The 21,210-nt window shown below is 37.4% G+C and carries 22 protein-coding genes; 10 read left to right on the top strand and 12 right to left on the bottom strand.

Going from position 1 to position 21,210, the window contains the following annotated elements:
* Positions 1-72: 72 nt before the first annotated feature.
* Positions 73-1,491, bottom strand: a complete 1,419-nt coding sequence (gene pds, locus AA637_RS03915; protein ID WP_446683981.1) for a 15-cis-phytoene desaturase — start codon at positions 1,489-1,491, stop codon at positions 73-75.
* Between the two features lie 248 nt (positions 1,492-1,739).
* Here pds and AA637_RS03910 point away from each other — a divergent pair, with 248 nt between their 5' ends.
* Positions 1,740-3,035, top strand: coding sequence for a CapA family protein (locus tag AA637_RS03910; RefSeq protein ID WP_446683980.1), 1,296 nt, complete (start codon positions 1,740-1,742; stop codon positions 3,033-3,035).
* Here AA637_RS03910 and AA637_RS03905 read toward each other — a convergent pair.
* Positions 3,018-4,601, bottom strand: coding sequence for a CocE/NonD family hydrolase (locus tag AA637_RS03905; protein ID WP_446683979.1), 1,584 nt, complete (start codon positions 4,599-4,601; stop codon positions 3,018-3,020). The genes AA637_RS03910 and AA637_RS03905 overlap by 18 nt on opposite strands.
* A 6-nt stretch (positions 4,602-4,607) precedes the next feature.
* Positions 4,608-4,898: a hypothetical protein gene (locus AA637_RS03900; RefSeq protein WP_446683978.1), complete on the bottom strand. Its 291-nt coding sequence runs from the start codon at positions 4,896-4,898 to the stop codon at positions 4,608-4,610.
* 303 nt (positions 4,899-5,201) lie between these two features.
* Between AA637_RS03900 and AA637_RS03895 the strand changes: the two genes are divergently transcribed.
* From AA637_RS03895 to AA637_RS03880, 4 genes are all read left to right on the top strand, one after another.
* On the top strand, positions 5,202-6,593 hold the full coding sequence (locus AA637_RS03895; protein ID WP_446683977.1) for a 16S rRNA (cytosine(967)-C(5))-methyltransferase: 1,392 nt from the start codon (positions 5,202-5,204) through the stop codon (positions 6,591-6,593).
* Positions 6,594-6,598: 5 nt separating this feature from the next.
* Positions 6,599-7,015, top strand: a complete 417-nt coding sequence (locus AA637_RS03890) for a tellurite resistance TerB family protein (protein WP_446683976.1) — start codon at positions 6,599-6,601, stop codon at positions 7,013-7,015.
* A gap of 85 nt (positions 7,016-7,100) precedes the next feature.
* The gene (locus AA637_RS03885; RefSeq protein ID WP_069790410.1) at positions 7,101-7,496 is read left to right on the top strand and encodes a Fur family transcriptional regulator; all 396 of its coding nucleotides are present in this window, start codon (positions 7,101-7,103) and stop codon (positions 7,494-7,496) included.
* Positions 7,497-7,592: 96 nt separating this feature from the next.
* On the top strand, positions 7,593-7,760 hold the full coding sequence (locus AA637_RS03880; protein ID WP_071891688.1) for a metallothionein: 168 nt from the start codon (positions 7,593-7,595) through the stop codon (positions 7,758-7,760).
* Between the two features lie 45 nt (positions 7,761-7,805).
* On the opposite strand, the gene purU is transcribed toward AA637_RS03880, so the two are convergent.
* On the bottom strand, positions 7,806-8,672 hold the full coding sequence (gene purU, locus AA637_RS03875; protein ID WP_446683975.1) for a formyltetrahydrofolate deformylase: 867 nt from the start codon (positions 8,670-8,672) through the stop codon (positions 7,806-7,808).
* Positions 8,673-8,913: 241 nt separating this feature from the next.
* Here purU and AA637_RS03870 point away from each other — a divergent pair, with 241 nt between their 5' ends.
* On the top strand, positions 8,914-9,279 hold the full coding sequence (locus AA637_RS03870; protein ID WP_446683974.1) for a hypothetical protein: 366 nt from the start codon (positions 8,914-8,916) through the stop codon (positions 9,277-9,279).
* A 106-nt stretch (positions 9,280-9,385) separates the two neighbouring features.
* Here AA637_RS03870 and AA637_RS03865 read toward each other — a convergent pair whose 3' ends face one another.
* The 6 genes from AA637_RS03865 to AA637_RS03840 all read right to left on the bottom strand — a co-directional run bounded on the left by AA637_RS03865 (position 9,386) and on the right by AA637_RS03840 (position 15,522).
* On the bottom strand, positions 9,386-10,117 hold the full coding sequence (locus tag AA637_RS03865; protein WP_446683973.1) for a DevA family ABC transporter ATP-binding protein: 732 nt from the start codon (positions 10,115-10,117) through the stop codon (positions 9,386-9,388).
* 49 nt (positions 10,118-10,166) lie between these two features.
* The gene (devC, locus tag AA637_RS03860) at positions 10,167-11,318 is read right to left on the bottom strand and encodes an ABC transporter permease DevC (protein WP_446683972.1); all 1,152 of its coding nucleotides are present in this window, start codon (positions 11,316-11,318) and stop codon (positions 10,167-10,169) included.
* Complete coding sequence (locus AA637_RS03855; protein WP_446683971.1) at positions 11,315-12,616, bottom strand: HlyD family efflux transporter periplasmic adaptor subunit; 1,302 nt, start codon at positions 12,614-12,616, stop codon at positions 11,315-11,317. The genes devC and AA637_RS03855 overlap by 4 nt, the downstream gene beginning before the upstream one ends.
* 44 nt (positions 12,617-12,660) lie before the next feature.
* Positions 12,661-12,939: a hypothetical protein gene (locus AA637_RS03850; RefSeq protein ID WP_446683970.1), complete on the bottom strand. Its 279-nt coding sequence runs from the start codon at positions 12,937-12,939 to the stop codon at positions 12,661-12,663.
* 120 nt (positions 12,940-13,059) lie between these two features.
* The gene (locus AA637_RS03845; protein ID WP_446683969.1) at positions 13,060-13,983 is read right to left on the bottom strand and encodes an Hpt domain-containing protein; all 924 of its coding nucleotides are present in this window, start codon (positions 13,981-13,983) and stop codon (positions 13,060-13,062) included.
* 18 nt (positions 13,984-14,001) lie between these two features.
* The gene (locus AA637_RS03840) at positions 14,002-15,522 is read right to left on the bottom strand and encodes a hypothetical protein (protein ID WP_446683968.1); all 1,521 of its coding nucleotides are present in this window, start codon (positions 15,520-15,522) and stop codon (positions 14,002-14,004) included.
* Positions 15,523-15,680: 158 nt separating this feature from the next.
* On the opposite strand from AA637_RS03840, the gene AA637_RS03835 reads away from it, so the two are divergent.
* The 3 genes from AA637_RS03835 to bchM all read left to right on the top strand — a co-directional run bounded on the left by AA637_RS03835 (position 15,681) and on the right by bchM (position 18,711).
* Positions 15,681-15,860, top strand: a complete 180-nt coding sequence (locus AA637_RS03835; RefSeq protein WP_446683967.1) for a hypothetical protein — start codon at positions 15,681-15,683, stop codon at positions 15,858-15,860.
* Positions 15,857-17,947, top strand: a complete 2,091-nt coding sequence (locus AA637_RS03830; RefSeq protein WP_446683966.1) for an AAA family ATPase — start codon at positions 15,857-15,859, stop codon at positions 17,945-17,947. The genes AA637_RS03835 and AA637_RS03830 overlap by 4 nt, the downstream gene beginning before the upstream one ends.
* 65 nt (positions 17,948-18,012) lie before the next feature.
* Positions 18,013-18,711, top strand: coding sequence for a magnesium protoporphyrin IX methyltransferase (gene bchM / locus AA637_RS03825; protein WP_446683965.1), 699 nt, complete (start codon positions 18,013-18,015; stop codon positions 18,709-18,711).
* Positions 18,712-18,727: 16 nt separating this feature from the next.
* On the opposite strand, the gene AA637_RS03820 is transcribed toward bchM, so the two are convergent.
* Together AA637_RS03820 and AA637_RS03815 are read right to left on the bottom strand one after the other, a co-directional pair.
* Positions 18,728-19,804, bottom strand: coding sequence for a Gfo/Idh/MocA family protein (locus AA637_RS03820; protein ID WP_069791597.1), 1,077 nt, complete (start codon positions 19,802-19,804; stop codon positions 18,728-18,730).
* A gap of 120 nt (positions 19,805-19,924) precedes the next feature.
* Positions 19,925-20,617: a GDSL-type esterase/lipase family protein gene (locus AA637_RS03815; RefSeq protein ID WP_446683964.1), complete on the bottom strand. Its 693-nt coding sequence runs from the start codon at positions 20,615-20,617 to the stop codon at positions 19,925-19,927.
* 72 nt (positions 20,618-20,689) lie between these two features.
* On the opposite strand from AA637_RS03815, the gene AA637_RS03810 reads away from it, so the two are divergent.
* A complete protein-coding gene (locus AA637_RS03810) occupies positions 20,690-21,118 on the top strand; it encodes a thiol-disulfide oxidoreductase DCC family protein (RefSeq protein WP_446683963.1) in 429 nt (142 codons plus the stop codon).
* Positions 21,119-21,210: the final 92 nt, after the last annotated feature.

Raw genomic sequence — 21,210 nt, 5'->3', positions numbered from 1 at the left:
TTTCTTTAGGAGTCTAACAAAGTTATGAAAAATCCACAAAAGTTACACCCCTTGGGAAATAAATAATTTTGATTATCCTACAAAGGTAGGTTCACCTTTTGCCATACTTGGTTTTCTCACGGGTACTTTTTTATTGGCGATCGCCTGAGCGGTCAATTTACCAGATAATACAGCCCCTTCCATACTTCCCAAATACTCCTGCATAGTATAACTACCAGAAAGGAAGAAATTAGAAATAGGAGTGGCTTGGCTAGGGCGGTAAGCCTGACGACCTGGAATGGCTTTATATACCGAACGAGGGGTTTTTAGTACTTTCGCTTTGCGCACCTTCGCCTCGTGGGGAATTTGTTCAGGGAAAAGCCTTGCCAACTCTTCCATGGTGGCTTCAATGATAGCCTCATCGGATTTACCAATCCATTCCTCGGCGGGGGCAAGCACTAACTCCAACATAGAACGTTCTGGGTCATAATATTCCTTAGTAGTAACACTCATGTCCGCATAGACACTGAGTAAAGGAGAGCGGGAAAATAAAAGTTGATCCACATCGGTTAATTTGCGATCGAACCAAATTTGGACATTAATTACAGGTACACCCTCAAGCCCTTCTAATTTTTGGAAAAAAGGCTCTTCTTTCCAAGGCTCAGGCATCAATAACTTCATGGCATCCACCGACATAGCCGACACATAAGCATCCGCCTCGATAATCTCATCCTCTGCTCCATTCAAACCTCTAATTAAAAGATGTTTTACCGAGCCATCCTCATTTAAGACAATTTTTTTCAAAGGTGAACTAGTGCGTACCTCTCCACCCTTTTCGGTGACATAATCCACAATGGGTGCGCATAAACGCTCTGGGGGCGCTCCATCCAAGAAAGCAATCTTTGAGCCATAACGCTCCTGCAAAAACTTATTTAACGCCGTGAGGATAATGGTAGCGGATACCTCATCGGGGTTGATAAAAGTAAGAGCCTTAGAAGCAGCGATAAAAATATCAGTATTGACTTTTTCATCAATGCCCTGAATCCTTAACCACTCAATAAGACTATATTTGTCCATATCCTCCACATACTTTTGACCACGGATAATGGCAGGAAATAAACCAATAGCAAAACGAATCTTCTGACTCCAAGTCAACATATCATTGTTGCGCAGAATAGAAGTAATTACATTAAAAGGGGAAGGAATATCAGGCACATCAAAGCGGGAGAGAGTGCCAGGTTTTTCGGGTTGGTTAAAAATGAGGGTGTGTTGTTTCCACTGTAGGCGGTCTAAAATGCCTAATTCTCCCATGAGTTGTAACATATTGGGATAAGCACCAAAAAAGGCGTGTAAACCAGTTTCTAACCAGTCTCCGTCCTCATCCTTCCAAGCGGCTACTAAACCCCCTAATACATCTCTACTTTCCAACAAAATAGGTTGATGTCCTAAATCGGTTAAATATTTGGCACAGGATAAACCTGCTAGCCCTCCTCCTGCAATTGCTACTCGCATCTCTTTTTTTGTTACTACTACTATTTCTCTATCCTATTTTAGTAGCATTTCTTGACATTTCGTAATATTTTTTTAAGATTATTGCTTATTATTCATGGTGGAGGAAAAAAAATCAGCCTCATAAATGTCTCGGTTATTTCTAAATTTTTGGGCTGTAATGGTTATCTGATGAACATTTTCCTTTCAAAAAAAACTTTTTTAATTTTTGTTTACATCTGAGGACATTTTTAAAAGAATTATCTTGATTTATGATAAATAAATGTTTGCTGGGATTTTTGTTTGTTTTCCATCTAGTGGGTTGTCATCATTCCGATGAGCTTGTGGTGGAGGTTGTTTCTGATACTGTAACCCAAAAAGATGAGGGTGAAGGGGATATGGTAGAGCAAAAATGGTTTCCTCTCCCTGAGCCTACAACCCCTGTAGTTGCCATTAATATTAAAAATAAGCCTAATCAAACTAATTTTTATGACACCCTAGGGGCGATCGCCCTTGACTATGAACAGGCAGAGGATTTTATCGATATTCGGGGGGTAGGAGATGCAGGAATGGCTCACACCCATCGGCAACCCATGACGTTAACCGATGCCGTCTTTCCTGGGGTACAAGCAAACTTTGGGAAGTTATTAGATGCTTTTGATGATACGGGAAAATCCTATCGGGCAGATTTATCTTTTATGAATTGGGAAAGCACCTTGGGCTTATCATGTCAACAGTTTTGGGCGCCTTTGGGGCCTCGCTCTTTTGCGTTTGCATCCCATCCTGACAACATGAAGGGCATCTATGAAAGGGGTTTTAATTTAATTGGTTTGGCGAATAATCATACCCGTGATTGCGATCGCGCTGAGGAAGGGGTTGACGGAGTATTTGCCACCGCTAGGCACATGGAAAGGTTAACTTCGGAATTAAATGCTAGTTGGTTATGGCATGGGGTAGGGGAACAAAAAGAAGCGGTAGTTAAAACCATGATGATAAAAGATACACCCGTCAAGGTTGCTTTTGCTAGTCTCTATCTTGCTTACGGGGATTGTACCTACACCGCTTGTTTAAAGGATGAACTAACTATATTGCGATCGCTCCGTGACTCCCAAGCCGATATTCGCATCCTTTCTATTCATAGTTGGACAGCGAAAACTCAAAAACAATTAGTGGATATAGGCGTTAATTTTGTGCAAAATTTTGAGGGGGATATAGTTTTTGGTCACGGGCCCCATCGCCTTGCACCCATAAGGATTGTAGAGTCTCCTAGGGGCAAGAGAGGGGTTATTTTTGAGAGCTTGGGAAATTTTATTCATCCTGTTCTTTTACCTATTCCTGAGAACATTATTGGTCGAGTTTTGTTTGACAAGGAAACCTTGGAATTACGACAAATTCAGGTGATTCCCATTTCCACAGACAGGGTTTATGCTTCTTTTAATAACAATTTTGACCCCACAAAGGTAATTGGTAATGTTTCATGGCAACCTATCAACGATGATAACTGGCGTAGTGGTGTAAATTCTAATGCCCGTGGTGCTTATACTAATATTTTACAATCTCAAAAATGATTCTTCGGTACAAAAAACTCTTAAGGTAATGGTTTGGGCTTCTTGACTATCTCCTTTATTCAGGGCATAGGCAGGAAAAGCACTACCACTGATACTAAGACGGAGGGCTGTATTTTTCTTAAGGGCGATCGCACTGGGTTGGAGATTAAATATAATGGGCTTATTCCCTTGATGCTCTTGTACCGTGATATGACCTTGACTAAAATTATATACCCTCCCATCAGGATAAACCTGAGAAAGTACCGCACTTATATCAAAAGTAGAATGATTACAAGCCACCTTTAACTGTAAAGAAATATCCCCAATTATAGTTAGCTTTTCCGTCAAAAAATCTGAAGTATAAGTAATAATATCAGTGCGCTGCTCTAACTCTCCTCTTTCAAAACTTCCAGCATTAACGCTATTATGTCCCCCTAAACTAGGGGTAGGTCGCCAAAAGTCAGTTACTAATATATCCTCTGATATTTTTTTATTTTTGCTTAATAACTTACCATTATCGTCTCTAACATTAGCTAATCCTGTACTGTTTAGATAGAATTTAGTGTATTTTTCTTTGTCTAAAGTTTTCTTTTTTATCCACTTATTTTGTCCCATGAGAAATAAATTTATATTTTTTTTAGGAATTTTATTATTTTTAACACCTTTTAAATAATAATCAAACCAACTTATTTGAGCCTCATTAATATTATTATTTGCCGTAACAGAGTAAGTGCGATCGCCCTTAGTATTACCCCAAGGAATATGACACCAAGGCCCAATAATTAAAGACTGTTGAAAAGCACTTTTAGCCCTCATTTGCCGATAAAAATTCCAAGTACCCCGCAAATAACCATCAAACCAACCCCCAATATGAAGCATCGGTAAATCAATCCTATCAAGATAACTTTGAGGAGATAATTTTCGCCAATAATCATCATCAGGGGGAGTATTTAACCAAAGATAATAAAAAGGAGCATACTTTCTCAAAGCCTCCTCCACACCAGAGGGAATGCCCCATACAGGTAAATTACGAGAAGCCGAAAAAAGTAAATTATAAGCAGAAAAATCCTCTTTCAATCTTGCCGTTTGCGCCCCCAACTGTATCGCCCAAGCCAAATTTAACTCATAACAAAAAGCCCCATTTTCATAGGCCCAATCACCATATAAATCCGAAGCAATCATGGCAGGGCAAATGGTTTTCAAGGCAGGATGTTTACTAATAGCACCATATATCTGAGTCATACCCTGATAGGAAAAACCATACATTCCCACTTTCCCTGTGCTACCTTCGAGGGTACTAAGCCAGTTAAGAGTATCTTCCCCATCATCAATTTCTGACTCAAATAAATGAAACTCTCCTCCCGAATCACCCCTCCCTCTCACATCTTGGATAACCACAATATATCCTTGGGAGGCATACCATTTGGAATGGGCATATACCACCGTAGAAGCAATTTCCCGTCCATAGGGTTGACGCATCAACAGAATAGGTAACTTTTCCTCGGTTTTAGGGCGATAAATATCCGCCACCAATGTTATCCCATCACGGGTTTTCGTGGTAGCAACTTCTTTACTAACTTGGTACATCAATTATTAAGAAACTTGACGAAATGCTTTTGGTTGGTTATTGTAACGGAATACAATGGATTTTCCTAAATACAATCGTTGAGCCGCATTGATTAAAATATCTGCTTTTTCTTTAACAATTTCTAGTTGATAAGGACAAAGGCTAAAATCAAAACATAGTATCGTTGATGAGTCCCAAGGTTCACGAAATATTTTGCAATCTGAGGGTAGTATGGCAACAATGGAGCGAAATCTACCCAAGATTTCTAATTCTAAGTCTTGAGCGCAGAAATCTTGGGTGGTGCTGGGTTTATACATGGATTAAACTCCATTAACTGATTGTATCTATACTTATACGGTAGCACTGTTTTTTGTGGTCAAAAGATTATTTGTAGCAAAAGTTTGCATTCTTGAGAATTTAATGGAAAAGTAATAAATTTGTGAGATGATAATATCCTCTAAAAGAGTAAAAAAACGCCAAGAAATAAGTAGGTTGGCGAAATTAATTATAGCTCTTATTTTCTTAAGACTCTTATGAACAAGGGGTTGAAACCCCTTGCCTAAATCGATTTAATTATGCCTACTTACTTACTATCATCATTCCCTATTCCCCAGTTTTAAATGAATCCAAAAATTTCTCCCCGTCAACTAGCCTTTTTTGCCCTACAGGATGTTTATGGAAACAAGGCTTATACTGATATTGCCTTAGAAAGAATTTTGAGCAAAAATCAAAACCTCAATCCTATGGATAAGGGCTTGGTGTCGGAGTTGTTGTATGGAATAGTCAGAAGAAAAAGGACTCTCGACAGTTTAGTAAATCAATTGGGTACAAAAAAAGCTGCTCAACAACCTTTGCCGTTGCGAGTTATTTTACACTTGGGTTTATATCAACTAAGGTATCTTGATAAAATTCCCCCATCCGCTGCTGTAAATACTAGCGTAGAATTGGCAAAACAAAACGGCTTAACAAAGTTGTCAGGGGTAGTTAATGGTATTTTGAGATCTTATCTTAGAAAAGCTGAAATAGAAGATCCTTTAATTTTGCCTTTGGAATTGATACCAAAATTAGGGGTAAAGTATAGTTTTCCTGATTGGATTGTGGAAGTTTTTTTGAAACAGTTAAATGTTAAGGAAACTAAAAAGTTATTGCAGTGGTACAACGAATCTCCTTCTTTTGATATAAGGGTAAATAGTTTAAAGACAACCGCTGAAGAGGTAAAAAATTCTTTTAAAGCCGATGGCATCGAAAGTGAGTTGTTGTCCCATTTACCCCAAGGGTTGAGGTTATCATCGGTGGGTAATGTACGCAATTTAAAAGGTTTTGCGGAGGGTTTATTTTCGGTGCAGGATAGTAGCGCCCAGTTAGTTGGTCATTTTTTAGAGCCGAGGGTTGGTGAGACTGTTTTTGATGCTTGTGCGGCCCCAGGGGGCAAAACTACTCACCTAGCTGAGTTGATGGGAGATAAGGGGATGATTGTTGCCTGTGATAATAGATCTTCTCGATTAGAAAAAATTAGGGAAAATGTGGAGCGTTTGGGTTTAAAATCCATTGAGATAAAAGAGGGGGATAGTAGTAGTTTTGAGTTTTTAGCAGGGATAAATGCTGATGGTGAGGAGGTAAAGTGCGATCGCACCGTACAACTTTATGATAAAATTTTAATCGATGCTCCTTGTTCTGGATTAGGTACACTACACAAACGCCCCGACATTCGCTGGCAACAAAAACCAGAAAAAATTGTTGAGTTAGCAAAAAAACAACTAGCCATCTTAAGTAATATGTCGAAGGGGGTAAAAGATAACGGTTGTCTGGTATATGCCACTTGTACCCTAAACCCTATGGAAAATGAAGAAGTAATCGAGGCTTTTCTTACGTCTCACCCTGATTGGCACATTGTTACAGAAAGAAACAATATAACCGCAAATTTTCCGATAACATCAAAGGGGGCAATAAAAATTTTCCCTCACCGTCATAATATGGATGGTTTTTTTATGATCAAACTAGCCAAGGGATAAATTAAATGAATACAGCCAATAAAACAAAACTATTGATGAAAATTGTTATCGGTGCCGCTTGGATTGATGGCATCATTCATCAAGAAGAAAGAGATTATTTAAAAAAAATGGCCACAGAAACCGACTTAATAAACGATCCAGAAATTAAAAGTTTATTATCAGAGGTAAAGCCTATTTCTATTAATCAGTGTTACGAATGGTTAGAACTTTATTTAGGGAAAAATCATGGTACAAAAGATTATCAAAAACTATTAGAGTCTATTAGTGGTCTAGTTTACAGTGATGGTGATATTGACGTGGAGGAAGCAAAACTATTACACTATCTACAAGATTTGAATCCTCAAAATCAAACTTCTCAATCTATTTTCAAGAGTCTTTTGGGTTCAGTGAGAAAGATGTATAGTCAGGCAGTTAATAATTAATTTTATTCATTGTATTGGTAAAATAAGGGCTACAGCCCTTTCCGCAAAATCTTACCAATTATCATTGCAATTTTTTTACTAAATAATGCGAACTACCAAAAATCAAACACTCATTTTAGCTTTACTCAAGAAAATAAAAGAAGAAATTAGCGCCCAACAAATACATTTTAAACTCCGTGAGCAGGGTTCTAGCACAGGACTAGCAACGGTTTATCGTAGTCTCAAGGCATTGCACCAAGAAGGATTAATTCAAGAGCGAGTTTCCCCCAGCGGTGAGGCTTTTTACAGTATCATCAAACATGAGCATCACCCTCATCATCTCAACTGTGTTTCTTGTGGTGAGTCTATTCCTCTCAGGGATTGTCCCATTGATGAACAATTACATCAGTGGTGTGAGTCGAAAAATTTTACCGTCTATTACCACACCTTAGAATTTTTTGGCGTTTGTGATTACTGTCAACAGAAATCTTCTAAAAAATAAAGCCATTGTTAATTTTTTGTTACTTACTTATGAATAACTGTTCATGTGTTATGATATTGACATAAATCAATTTCTAAATTTATTAGGAGAAAAATTATGACTACGGTTACTCAAATGAAATGTGCTTGTCCTTCTTGTTTATGTATCGTTAACTTGAGCGATGCCATTCAAAAAAATGAGCAGTATTATTGTTGTCAGGCTTGTGCTGACGGACATCCTAGTGGTAGTGGTTGCGGACACACTGGCTGTGGATGTAATAAATAATTGAGAATGGATAATTGTTTGTAATGTTCTCAATATCCTTGACTTCTATCCGAAAACTACGGTTTTGTTGCCATATACTAATACCCTTTGTTGGAGGTGTAGTCTGACAGCCCGAGAAAGGACTATTTTTTCAAGGTCTTTTCCTTTTCTGATTAAGTCGGCAACGGTATCACGGTGACTAATTCTGACTACATCCTGATCAATAATAGGCCCTGCATCTAAATCTTGGGTGACATAATGCCCTGTTGCCCCAATGATTTTTACTCCCCTAGAGTAGGCTTGATGGTAGGGTTTTGCCCCCACAAAGGCTGGTAAGAAGGAGTGGTGAATATTAATTATGTTGGGAATTTGCTGGATAAATTGCGGGCTTAGTACTTGCATATATTTAGCGAGTATTACTAAGTCGATATGGGCTTTTTTTAGTATTTCTATTTGTTTGGCTTCTTGTTCGGCTTTATTTTCTTTGGTGATGGGGATATAATGATATTCGATCCCAAATTGTTGGGCTACGGGGGCTAAGTCTTGATGATTACTAATAATTAAAACTGCTTCAGCTTTTAGTTCTTTGGCACGGATACGCCATAATAGGTCATAAAGACAATGATCTTGTTTACTTACCCAGATGGCAAGGCGAGGAATAATGTCAGAAAAGTGTAGTTGCCATGTGGCTTTGAGAGGGAGGGCGATCGCACCGAAAGCCGCATCAATCAAATCTTTAGGTAAATTAAACCCTTCTAACTGCCATTCAATACGAGAAAGAAATAAACCTGCTTCTAAGTCGGTATGATGATCGGCATGAATGATGTTACCTCCATTAGAATAGATAAAGTTAGCTATCTTTGCCACTAAACCCTGTTGATCTGGGCAAGATACAAGTAAGGTAGCGGTTTCTTTGCTCCGAGTTTTCCCCATAGTCAATAGTTTCTTATCGATTTGTTAAGTATTAAGATGGTGATTGTTAAACAAGTTTATATGTCTTTACACTAAAACTATTTTTATGTCAAGATATTTAATCTTATTTTAAGATTCTTGTCAAATTAGTGAAATTTCTAGTTTAAGGACGTAACCTAAAAATAGTAATTTAAACAGCAATAATTTTACTATTGTAAATTATCAATTAACCATTCACTGACTCCATGAGGAGTAACAAATTATGAATATGTGGTTATCTTTCTTTTTCTCCCTAATATTAACCAGTTTAGTGAGTTTTGCAACCCCTATCATTGTGTGCGTACTAATTTTAGTGTCCTTTTACTTAATGGCTTATGTACCTGCCCTCGGATTTTTGGCAGAAAAAGGATATGAACATACTTGGAACTTTTTTACTGTTTTTGGCGACGGCTCTGGTAGTATGGGCATTATCACCATTGGTGCAACCTGTGCGGTAGTAGGATTTTTATTTGAAGCCCTCAATTTTTATCGTTACCAAACTCTGGTACATCAACCCCTCCCTTCATGGTTGTTACCCCAAAATGTTCCTGATTTTCTTTCCCATAAGGGCATTAAAGGAAGACGTTAATGAAAAGGTTTTAGGGATTAGGTTAAGAATGAAATGAATGAGGTTAAAAGTTATCAAGATTTAATTGCCTAGCAAAAGGCAATGGATTTAGTCACAATGTCTTATACTACCTAACACCTAACACTCCGTCTTCTAGTTCGATAATTCTTTCGGCTACGTCTAAGATGCGATCGTCATGGGTTACAATAAGAATAGTACAACCCTGTTCTTTGGCTAATTTTTGCATTATTTCCACTACATCACGGCCTGATTTACTGTCAAGGGCTGCGGTAGGTTCGTCGGCTAATACCATTTTCGGGTGAGATACCAATGCCCTAGCGATGGCAACCCTTTGTTTTTGTCCCCCAGATAGGTTTTCTGGATAATAATCGATGTGAGTACCTAAACCTACAGCCTCTAACATTTCGATAGATTTTTTCTTGCCTTCTTCTGAGGAAAATTGTGGGTGCAAATCCATAGACATTTGAACATTTTGCCTAGCCGTTAAGGATTTGAGTAGATTATGAGCTTGGAAAATATAACCAATATTTGTTCTTGTTTGAATTAAGAGATTATTATCTGCATTTACTAATTGTTTTCCAAATACTTTTAGACTGCCATGGGTTGCACTACGTAAAGCCCCCATTAAGGTTAGAAGGGTTGTTTTTCCTGAGCCAGAAGGCCCTTTCATGATGACAACTTCTCCTTTTTCTAGGGTTAAATTAATGTCAAAGAGAATCTGTTTTGTTAGTTTATTGTTGGTATAATAAAAGTCTAAATTTTCTATCTCAACAACTTTATTATCTTCTTGGTTATTTTCTTTTTTTTGTATGTCTAATTCTGTCTTGGAAGTTAACATATTTTCCCTTTTACTCACCATTAAAAATAAATCTTTACCCTTTTTTATCTTAAAATATATCCGCAGGATCTGCTGATTTTAACTTATTAACAGCGATCGCCCCTGAAACAAAACACATTCCCAATGTTAAAATATACACTTGGGAAGCAAGGGAAATCGTCATCTGAATGGGTAATCCTGTAGCCCCGGCGGCCGCATCATAGAGAAGCATAGAAACGCCCATTCCAGGAATAAAACCTACACAGGCAAGGATAAAAGCCTGTTGAAACACTAAACGCAATAAATAATTATTGGTATAACCCATGGCTTTGAGGGTAGCATATTCAGGAAGGTGATCTGCCACATCAGTATATAAAATTTGATAGACAATGACCACCCCCACAATCAAACCCATGAGCGCCCCTAGGTTAAAAATAAAGCCAATGGCGGTGCTATTTTCCCAATATTCCCTTTCATAGGCAACAAATTCTTCACGGGATAAAACTACCACATCTCCTTGGTCAAATCTTTGTCTTAGGGCATTAATAACTGCCTGATAATTTACCCCTTCTTCTAGGCGAATTATCCCCATATCAATCAAATTGCTATCCCGATTAGGAAAAATTCTCAGAAAGTTTAAGTCACTGGTTATTAAGTTACCATCCGCCCCAAAACTAGAGCCAATGGAAAATAATCCCCTTACAGAAACTTCCCTTTCATTTATTTCTGCCTGAACAGTTTTACCACTATTAAACCACTCAGGAATCGGTCCGAATTCTGGTCTTGATTTATCATCAAATAATACCACATCAGATAATCTTAGTTGGGCTAAATTTTCTTGTACTTCTGGTAGTTTAAAAAGTTGTTCTTTAGGATTGAAACCAATGACCATTATTTGTCTAGTAGATTGATTTTCGGGATTTTTCCAGATAGCAAAACCAATATTTATATAGTTAATAGATTCAACTCCTTTTACTCCTAAACTCTGTTGTAGCCTACGGGAGGAAAAACTTTTCATAGAAATAAGAGCATCTGATTGAGGGCTTAATAAGAACACATCCCCTTCTATTTGTTCGTGGACTGTAACGGCACTTTGGAGTAATGCACTTTTAAATCCTAGTTGCATAAACATCAAAAGATCAGCAAAACCAATACCTGCGATCGCCACTAATAATTTAATTTTTTCTCTACTTAATTGTAACCAGGCTAGAGGTATTTTCATAATAAAATTTGTACAAATACTTGTGAATAAATAAGGCTATTTATGACATCATTATATTCAGGATTAACGGCAATTTTTACTTCTACAACCCTAGCATCAATACTGGCGGCGGGGTCAGTTTCTAAGACATCTTTTTTGCCAATTTTACTACTAATTTGAATAACATTTCCCCGAATTTGCTCACTAAAAGTATTATTCTCACTTTCAATGGTAGCTTCTTGTCCTATTTGTACCCTACCAATGTCAGTTTCATAAACTTCTGCCACCACCAACATTTGGTCAATATTGGCCATTTCTACCACCCCTTGGGCATTATCAATATTTTCCCCCTCACGGGCTATTACCTCAATAATCTGTCCATTGATGGGGGCTTTTATTTGGGTTAACTCCAACTCCACTTGGGCTTGATTTACCCCTGCCATGGCACGACTTACTTCTGCTTCGGAGGCATCGACATCTACCCCCCTAACCTCTCTTATTTCCTCTAACCTTCCTTGGGCTTCATTTATTTGTTGAGTGAGGGTGCGGACATTTTGTTGGGTAATGGCTTCTACTTCAGCGATTTCGGCATTGAGGGTATTAATGGTTTTTTGGTAGGTAGCTTCTGATTCTTGAAAACGTTTTTGGGCGGCTTGAAAAGTTAACTCCCTCGTTTCAAATTCCGATTGAGATACTACCCCATCCCTAACCAAGTCTTGATAACGGCGTAATTCATTTTGGGCGTTGTCTAATTCTGCCTGTAATCTGTCTACGGTGGCTTGTCTTTCTATTGTCTCGGAGGTAATTTGCGCCCTCAAACGACTGAGTCGGGCGTTATCAACTTCCCTTTGGGTAGCAATTTGAGCTTGTAACCTCTCTACGGTAGCCTGTTGGGCGTCGATTTGTCCTTCTTTTGCCCCTGCCCTAACGATGGCGAGATTAGCTTGGGCTACTTCTAAATCTCTTCTTGCCCTTTCCAATTCTGCTTGTTTGGTTTCATAGTCGGTGGTGATGGCGATAATTTCTCCCCTTGCCACAAAATCTCCTTGGGATACCAATAGGCTTCTAACCTTTGCCCCAGCCATGGCAGGAGAGGCTGCCACCACCACCACATCCCCTTCAGGTTCGATGCGTCCTAATGCACTTACGGCCTCAATGGTGGCTACACTAGGGGTGTTAGATTCCTCGGTTTGACTCTGGGTATTTGTCCTTTGGATGACATAGATGGCACTACCGATAAGGGTGATTAGCCCCAGGATGGCAGAGATGATTATCCACTTCTTACCATTATCGGCGAAGACTGAGGTGCGATCGCTCATTATTTTTAGTCAGTGATGATTAATTTATGTAACATATTCTAATCTTACCAGCTTTCTTCGACCATAAAATCAGGACAATCCTTTGCCAATTCTGTATTCGCAATATTGGGTTGGATAGTACACTTGAGACGATAATCATTAGTAAAATATTGGCAATTAGTACAGGGAATTTCGTGCATGGCCTGACTACGCTTCACCGCATCCCTAACACCTCGCAAAATACTAGCTACCAATAAAAATAACAGTAACCAAGCCCCTACAAAATAAAGGGGCTTTAGATAAACATAATAATCTTCCAAGAAACGAGTAATAATTGGTAACATAAGCTCAACTAGGAATGAAAAAGATTAACAATCAAATAAATATTATTTTTAATTGTTTTTCTAGCTTACTCTAATTATTTAAATTACTGTTTGTAATGGAAAACACTTTTTTATCAAACTCTAGGTAGTTGTTTGTAATAAATTAACCAGACGGGAAATTTGTTCCCTATTAAATACTTGAGATAGAGTATCAGCAGCGGTTTCAGGATCTAATGTTAACAAAATTTGAGGCATTTTTGATTGTGCTAACTGCTCTAAACCTTGAGAAGGAGCAATTTCTGAACCCTTACCTACTTCCAGACAATCTCCCGCCAACTTGATTTCCTTAATGACTACAGGGGCCAGTAAACGATAGGAATGTTTTGGATTCGCAACGGCTTTTTGAGCAGACTTCAACAGGTTTTTCCAACCATTTTCATCGGGGGCAAGTTGAATTAACTTATCACAAATTCCCTCTAACTGTTGACGATTCTCAGGGGTTGAATCCTGCTTAAAAATAACCAACATTCTTTGTAACAACTGTCTAACTTCTGCCACCACATCATCTTTCGGCACTGCTATTAGTGAAGGAGAAGAAGCCCTGACAGATTCGGAAGTAACTTTTGGTGCTTTGGGAATATCTCCATCCACCAATTGCAACAAATAGTTTTGTAATTCCGTAAAATGAGGCTCAGCCGCTTGAAGTATTCCTTCCCCCTCTTCTTCTTTTAAACCAAAAGGACCTTGTAAACGTTCCAATAAATCTTGTAAAATGTCGTAGGCTTTAAGGAAAAGACTTTCTAGGGTTTGATCAGGTTCGATGGTCTGATCTTTTATTACCTTAAAAGCATCCTCAAGACGGTGTGCTGTGGTTTGAATGCTGGTAAAACCTAGCATAGCAGCGCCTCCTTTGATGGAGTGGGCTGCCCTAAATAATTCGTTAACACTTTCCTCATCTTCGATAACAGAGGATAAGTCTAAAATCCCTTTTTCAATGGTTTCTAAATGCTCTTTAGCTTCTTCAATGAAGTAGCCTACAATTTTGTCGTTGTTACCACCATCCATGATTTTCCACCTCACACATCAATTAGGATCTTCATTAATAATCATAGCTGATTCTTGGTTTTTTTCCACACTTGGTAGTTTGAGTAAAATACCGAAAGTCAACCAATAATAAACATTTACAGGATCTACTATCAGGGGATAATAGTATGGATTATAACTAATAAAAACAACAAAAATCCATAAACATAGAGCAACTTTTTTGATGGCTTTATCTTTTACTTTTTTATAAGCCTTGTAACCGAATATCACTAAAATTGTGGCAAAGGTATAAAAAGAAATTAGCCCAATGAATCCCATTTCATAAATTAATTGAGCAGGAAAAATTTCGATTAAACGAACATTCCCAAATCTTCTGGCGGCACTAAGGGTTACTCCTATTCCATTACCAAAAATACTGCTTTGATTATCTAACACTGTGGAAAGGGTATTAATAAAAAATTCCGTAGGGGGTGACACATTCCAACGCCCTAAAAAATTGTTAATGGCACTTTGTACGAAACCAAGATTTAGACTAATTATTGTAATGAAAACTATTCCACCTATTTTAAAGGCTATCTTTTTGATTTTATTCTCAGTAATTAATTCAAGAATTATCAAAAATAGTGGTACTAATAATAGTGCTATTCTTTGACCTGAAATAATACTACAAATTACCAATAAAAAACAAGATAACCAACTAAGATAGTTCCATATTTTTTCTTCTAAAAGAATAGTCCCAATAACTGCGAAAAAGATGCTAGAAATCAAGAACCATCCCCACTGCCAAGGGGCAACAAATGTTCCTGGTAAACGAATTAAATCCCAGTCAGGATAGTATAGTAATGAGCCTCCGATTAAACATCTAGCTTGTAGAGTTGTACGATTAAAGGCAGGGGCTGGTAAGTCAACACTACCGATACATAGTCCTGCTTTGAGGGCATAATATTGGAATAGGGTTAACACACAACAGATTAGGATGAGGACTATTTGTAGTTGGATTATTCTATTAAGATGTTTTTTGCTTTTAGTAAGATAATATCCACATAAAATTAACGGGATATATCCTAACCATATTTTTAGACCTATAATACCTACCAATATTTGATTTCCTTGCTCACCGTCAAAATAATTGGGTATGTTAACAAACAGGAAGTGTAGTAATGCAATGACAAAAAAAGCTATTGTACTCCAAATTATTGCTCGATATTTTTGATAATTTTCTTGATAGTCTTGTTTTTTGTAGCTTAGGATGATGGCAATTACTGGGGGAATATAAAATACATCTATGATGATTTGCAGGATAGCGTATTGAGAAGTAAAGCTGATGTATGGTCCATTAATAGTATAAGTACCGGGAATTAGATAAGTAATCGTACCACCAAAACATAGATATATGAGTAACATATACAAGCTAGTTTGGGGATATTTATACAGGTATGCCCCTGCTATTACCAATAGTATTCCTAAAATAAAACCTTTTATTCCTGATAATCCATATAATAACAGGGGAAAGGCGATCGCACTTAGTCCTAAAATAAAAAAAGGCAGATATTTTTTCATAAAAATTACTAAAGTTTAGCGGACATCGAAAGATAAAAAATCTGTATTATTCTAACGAATCATCAAGAAACTAACTATTATTAGTTAAGCAAAAACTTTTTTATCAACTATTTAAGACTGCTATATAATGTAAAAAAAAGTATTATAAACCTAATAAGATGGTCAATACTAGCCTTATCAACTTAGATGAAATCAATGAACCAATTCAAAATGTAAAACCAGAAGTTAAAAGCATTATTGAACAGGTTTTAACATTAGAAAAAGAACGACTATACAATAATAACCTTCGTCATATTAATGATGATGTCTTAAAAATAATTAAACAAAATATTCAATGAAACTAATCTCTTTACAAGCTAATAATTTTAGGCAGTTTTATGGGGAGACTCCTGTTATTTCTTTTAGTGGAGGGGAAAAACACACTACTATTATTCATGGTAATAATGGTGCGGGAAAAACTACTTTATTAAATGCTTTTACTTGGGTATTGTATGAAAAGTTTACTCCTGCTTTTTCGTCTCCCCATTTGTTAATCAATAAAAAGGCGATTAATGAAGCTGAAATAGGGGTAAATATTGAATGTTCAGTAATGGTAGTATTTGATCATAATTACTTTCGTTATCAGGTAAAAAGAAGGTTTTTTGTCAGTCGAAATGCTCAGAATAAACTAGAAAATAGTCAATCTACTTTAACTATGATGGTGACGGCCGATGATGGCACTACCAAATATCCCCATGAAAAACCAGAGGACATTATTGAGAGAATTTTACCTAGTAGTTTACACCAATACTTCTTTTTTGATGGAGAACAAATTGAGCAGATTTTTCGTTCTGGAGAAAGGAAAAAAATAGCGGAAGATACTAAAGAGTTAATAGGAGTGAAATTTATTGAAAGAGCTGTAATTCATCTAAAAAATGCTAAAAAAACGTTACAAGATGAGTTGTCAGTATTAGGCGATATAGAGGTTAAACAAACTATTAGACAAAAAAGAGATTTAGAGCAAGAAAAAGAAGAGAAAGAAGAGCAAAACAAATTAATTATTTCTCGGTTACATAAATTGGCAGAAGATAAACAAAACATTTCCAGTCAACTATTAGAAATGAGTGGAGTTAAAAATTTAGAAACTTTACGAAATAAGTTATTACAAGATGCTAAACATTATCGGATTCAATTAGGTAATCATCGTCAAAAAATTAAGCAAATAGTCTCCCGTCAAGGTTATTTAATTTATCTTGTAGGGGCGATCGCCCAGTTCCATATTATAGTAGATAAACTGAGAGAAAAAGGACAACTTCCCAGCGGTATAAAAAAAGAATTTGTTAACCATTTACTAGAACAAAATCGCTGTATTTGTGGTACAGAATTAAGAGAAGGAAATCAACCCTACGAAGAAGTAAAACAGTGGATGAATAAAGCAGGGGTTGCCAAAATGGAAGAAGAAGCTATACGTTTGGATGTGCAAGTAAAAACTATTGAATCCTATCCTGAAAATATATATCAAGAAATTGACCAATATCAATACCAAATTGGTGAATATCGAGAAAAACTAAGCCAAATAGAAAATGAAATCGATAAAATAAATGATCAACTTAGAGTATATCCCGACAAAAATATTCAATCTGCTCAAAAAGAATTAGATAATATTGAACAACATATCCGCAAATTAACCCTCAATCAAGGAGAAACAAACCTACAAATAGAAACCATTACTGAAAATATAAAAACCCTTGAAAAAACCATCAAAAAACAAGAAATAAAAGCCGAAAAATATCAACTAACCCAAAAAAGAATAAACGCCACCGAAGAATCAATAAAATGTCTCCAAGAAGTAAAAATAAGACTAGAAAACCAATTTCGTCTCGCCCTCGAAAAAAGACTACAAGAAATATTTAGCACAATTTCCTTCACCCCCTATCAACCACAACTCAACGAAAACTATGAATTAAACCTCATTGAAAACACCTCTGGAATCCCCCTCGACGTTGCCGCCTCCACAGGAGAAAATCAAATTCTTAGCCTTTCCTTTATCGGTGCTATCATCGACATGGTAAAACAATGGTCAACAGAAGATAGTATTGTCAAACCCTCCGCCCATCAATTCCCCATCATCATGGATTCCCCCTTCGGCAGTCTCGACGAAATTTACCGCACCCAAGTAGCCAAAGCCATTCCTCAATTAGCTAATCAACTGGTAGTGTTAGTTACCAAAACCCAATGGAGGATGGAAGTAGAAAAAGAAATGGATAACTATATTCATCGTCAATATGTCTTAGTTTATCGCTCACCAAAACAAGACTGTCAAGAAGACTATATCACTTTGTATGGAAAGCAATATCCCCTCGTCAAAAAAAGTGATAACCAGTTTGAATATACTGAAATAATAGAAGTATCACAACCCGTGACAATCCCAGAGAAATTCTGGTAAATTAAAGGATTGTATCCGCAATTATCACATCCCCAGAGAAATAATTAAAAACCGCAAAAATTACCATGACAACTACACTAAAAAACAAAGTTGATGATAAAAAAGTCGTCAAAGAATATTTTAATGCCACAGGGTTTGAACGTTGGCGTAATATTTATGGCAATGGTACAGTAAACAAAGTACAGCTAGATATTAGGCAAGGACATCAACAAACCATCGATAAAGTAGTAAAGTGGTTACAAGATGACGGTAATCTTTCCCAACTATCTATCTGCGATGCAGGTTGTGGAGTTGGTAGTTTAACCATTCCCCTCGCCCAAGATGAGGCAACGGTTTTCGCCAGTGATATATCTGCCAAAATGGTAGGAGAAGCCGCCGAAAAAATTAAACAGGTAATGACAAATCCCCGTAACGTTAGGTTAGCGGTGCAAGACTTAGAGTCTATTCGGGGAGAGTATGACACCGTTATTTGTTTAGATGTACTTATTCACTATCCCACCGAAGATGCCGCCGCAATGATTAGCCATCTTGCTTCCTTGGCAAAGTCTCGATTGATTTTAAGTTTTGCACCCAAAACTCCCTTTTTAACTATTTTAAAGAAAATTGGTGAGTTTTTTCCGGGGCCAAGTAAAACCACTAGGGCTTATCAACATAAAGAGGAAGATATTATTAAAATTCTTAATGATAATGGTTTTAACATCAAACGCCAAGAAATGACTAGCACCAGTTTTTATTATTCTCGTCTGTTAGAAGCCGTTAGATAATAAAAGCGCACCATAATTAGTGGGGGCTAACTACAACTCCCCCATTAATATCTTCTAAGTTAACAGAGAAATCTTGCCAAACTTTGCCATCGAGGGCTAACTGCTCAATATAACTAGCTAAACGCAACGCCTTTAGGGCTTGTTCCCCTCCGACAGAGGGTTGATTACCCCCCCTAACACAACTGGCAAAATGTTCTAATTCGGCATGGAGAGGCTCAATATTGCTAGTATAAACTTTTTCGATTAAACCATCTTGGCGATAAAGAATTTGTCCATAATCGGTGGTGTAGTTGGCGGTGGTTTGACGATGAATCAAAATTTCATTATTAAGAAAATCAGCCTCCGTTAAACTTTTACGACAGTGGGCGGTGATACGGCGAATTTTACGGTGGGTTACTTTACTAGCGGTGACGGTGGCAACAATGCCATTAGCAAAGTTTAGGGTAGCGGTGACATAGTCTAAATATTGGGATTCGGCGGCGCGGCTACCTGTGGCGCTTAATTTGGTGACTGGCGCCCCTGCTAATTCGAGAAATAAATCTAAGTCATGAATCATCAAGTCAAGTACTACAGAAACATCATTTGCCCTATCGGAATAAGGACTCATGCGGTGGGCTTCGAGGGCGAGGAGATTTTCTGTTTTAAGAATTTTACTCAATTCCTGAAAAGCGGGATTAAAACGTTCAATGTGTCCTACTTGGAGGATACAGTTAGCTTCAGCGGCGGCATTAACAAGGGATTCTGCTTCTTCGATACTAGCAGCGATGGGTTTTTCCATCAATACATGAACTCCTGCCCTAAAGCAGTCTAAACCTACTTGGTGATGTAATCTGGTGGGGGCAGCGATACATACTGCATCTACATGGGGTAACATTTCGAGGTAGTTGTCAAAAAAACGGGCTCGATATTTACTGGCAATATCTAAACCTCTTTCTACGTTGACATCAGCAATGCCGACTAATTCTACATCTTTGAGGAGACTTAAGACACGGGTATGATGTTGCCCCATATTACCTACCCCAATTACGCCAATTCTTAAGGGATTGTTATGTTGGCGAGGGCTAGGAATATTTTCTAGTCTTTGATATTTCATTTTGTTACTCCTCAACACCAGATTTTTTTACTTTATTTCTTTTTAAATTTACCTCAGATACTATCACAGTTACCTTTGTTTTTCGGAATATTTTTTTGATGAAGGCTAAAGTGTAGGCTTTTAACTCGGGTATTTTTCTATCATTAATTGTAAGGGTTGCCATTGGATGATGTCTTGATATATTGATTGATAGCCTTGTACATTGGGATGTAATCCGTCTTCACAAAGATGATTTTTTATCCAGTTTTCTCCTCTACTTGTCCATAAATCAAAGGTATCGAGATATGGAATATTAAGGGCTTCACAGGCTTGTTTGGTGGCTTCTTTGTAGCGATATTGATCTCGACGATTATAATAAAAGCAGTCTAGGAAGGGCATTTTTTCTTCGTTAACGGGTATCATGCCAATGAAAAAAACTGGGCAAAGTTGTTGGGCTTGGTTTAACAATTCTTCGATGTCTTGGCAGAATTTATCGTAATCGGTGAGGTTTCTTCCTGCTTTGCGTCCTAGTCTTGGTGAGTCGTTGACACCTACGGAGATGATTATTCTATCGGGATAACGGTTTCTTAATTCTCCACGATATTTATATTCTAGGGCTAATCTTTCTTTTACTTGGGAAGTGCGATCGCCCCTAATACCTAAATTATACAATACGTGTTCCTTTTCACCATACATCCAACGACGCTTTAAACGCTCAACCCATCCTCCCCCTTCCCTATCACCATAACCATAAATCAAACTATCACCAATGGCAATGACTTTTAGAGGTTGGGGTTTAAATTGAATAGTTTGACGAGTACCGAATGTTTGCATTGATAATCTGAATTTTTTTTAGTTACCATGATTTTACTACCAATTTACAAATCTTAATAAGATTATCTAGCCATGTCAAATAATAATCCTTCCTACGAAATCAAACTCCTCTACGATGGAGAATGCCCTTTTTGCGTCAAAGAAGTAAACTTTCTCAAGAAAAAAGATAACGGTAGAGGAAAAGTTGCTTTTGTCGATATTTCCTCCCCTGACTATTCCCCCGAAGCAAATCAAAATATTGACTACGCTACCGCCATGGGCAAAATTCACGCCATCCTAGCCGATGGCACCATTATCACCAATGTAGAAGTATTTCGCAGAGTTTATGAAATATTGGGCATGGGGTGGATATACGCCATTACCAAAATACCAGTTATCGGTTGGTTAGCTGATCAAATTTACGGCATTTGGGCAAAATATCGTTTGCAGTTATCTGGGCGCCCTAACCTCGCAAAAGTAATCAGAGAAAAAGATAACGCATTTTGTAGTGTTAACAAATAATCTATTTAAAGTTTGGTGAATGAGCAAGGGAAAATAAAATTTCCACCGCAAATGACAAACTGCTATTTTTAGAGATTATTTTCGATTTTCCA

This window comes from Cyanobacterium sp. HL-69, assembly GCA_002813895.1.
In the GTDB taxonomy this organism is placed as follows: Bacteria; Cyanobacteriota; Cyanobacteriia; order Cyanobacteriales; family Cyanobacteriaceae; genus Cyanobacterium.
Note: the sequence above shows the minus strand (reverse complement) of the source record. Positions and strands in the feature narration are given on the sequence as shown.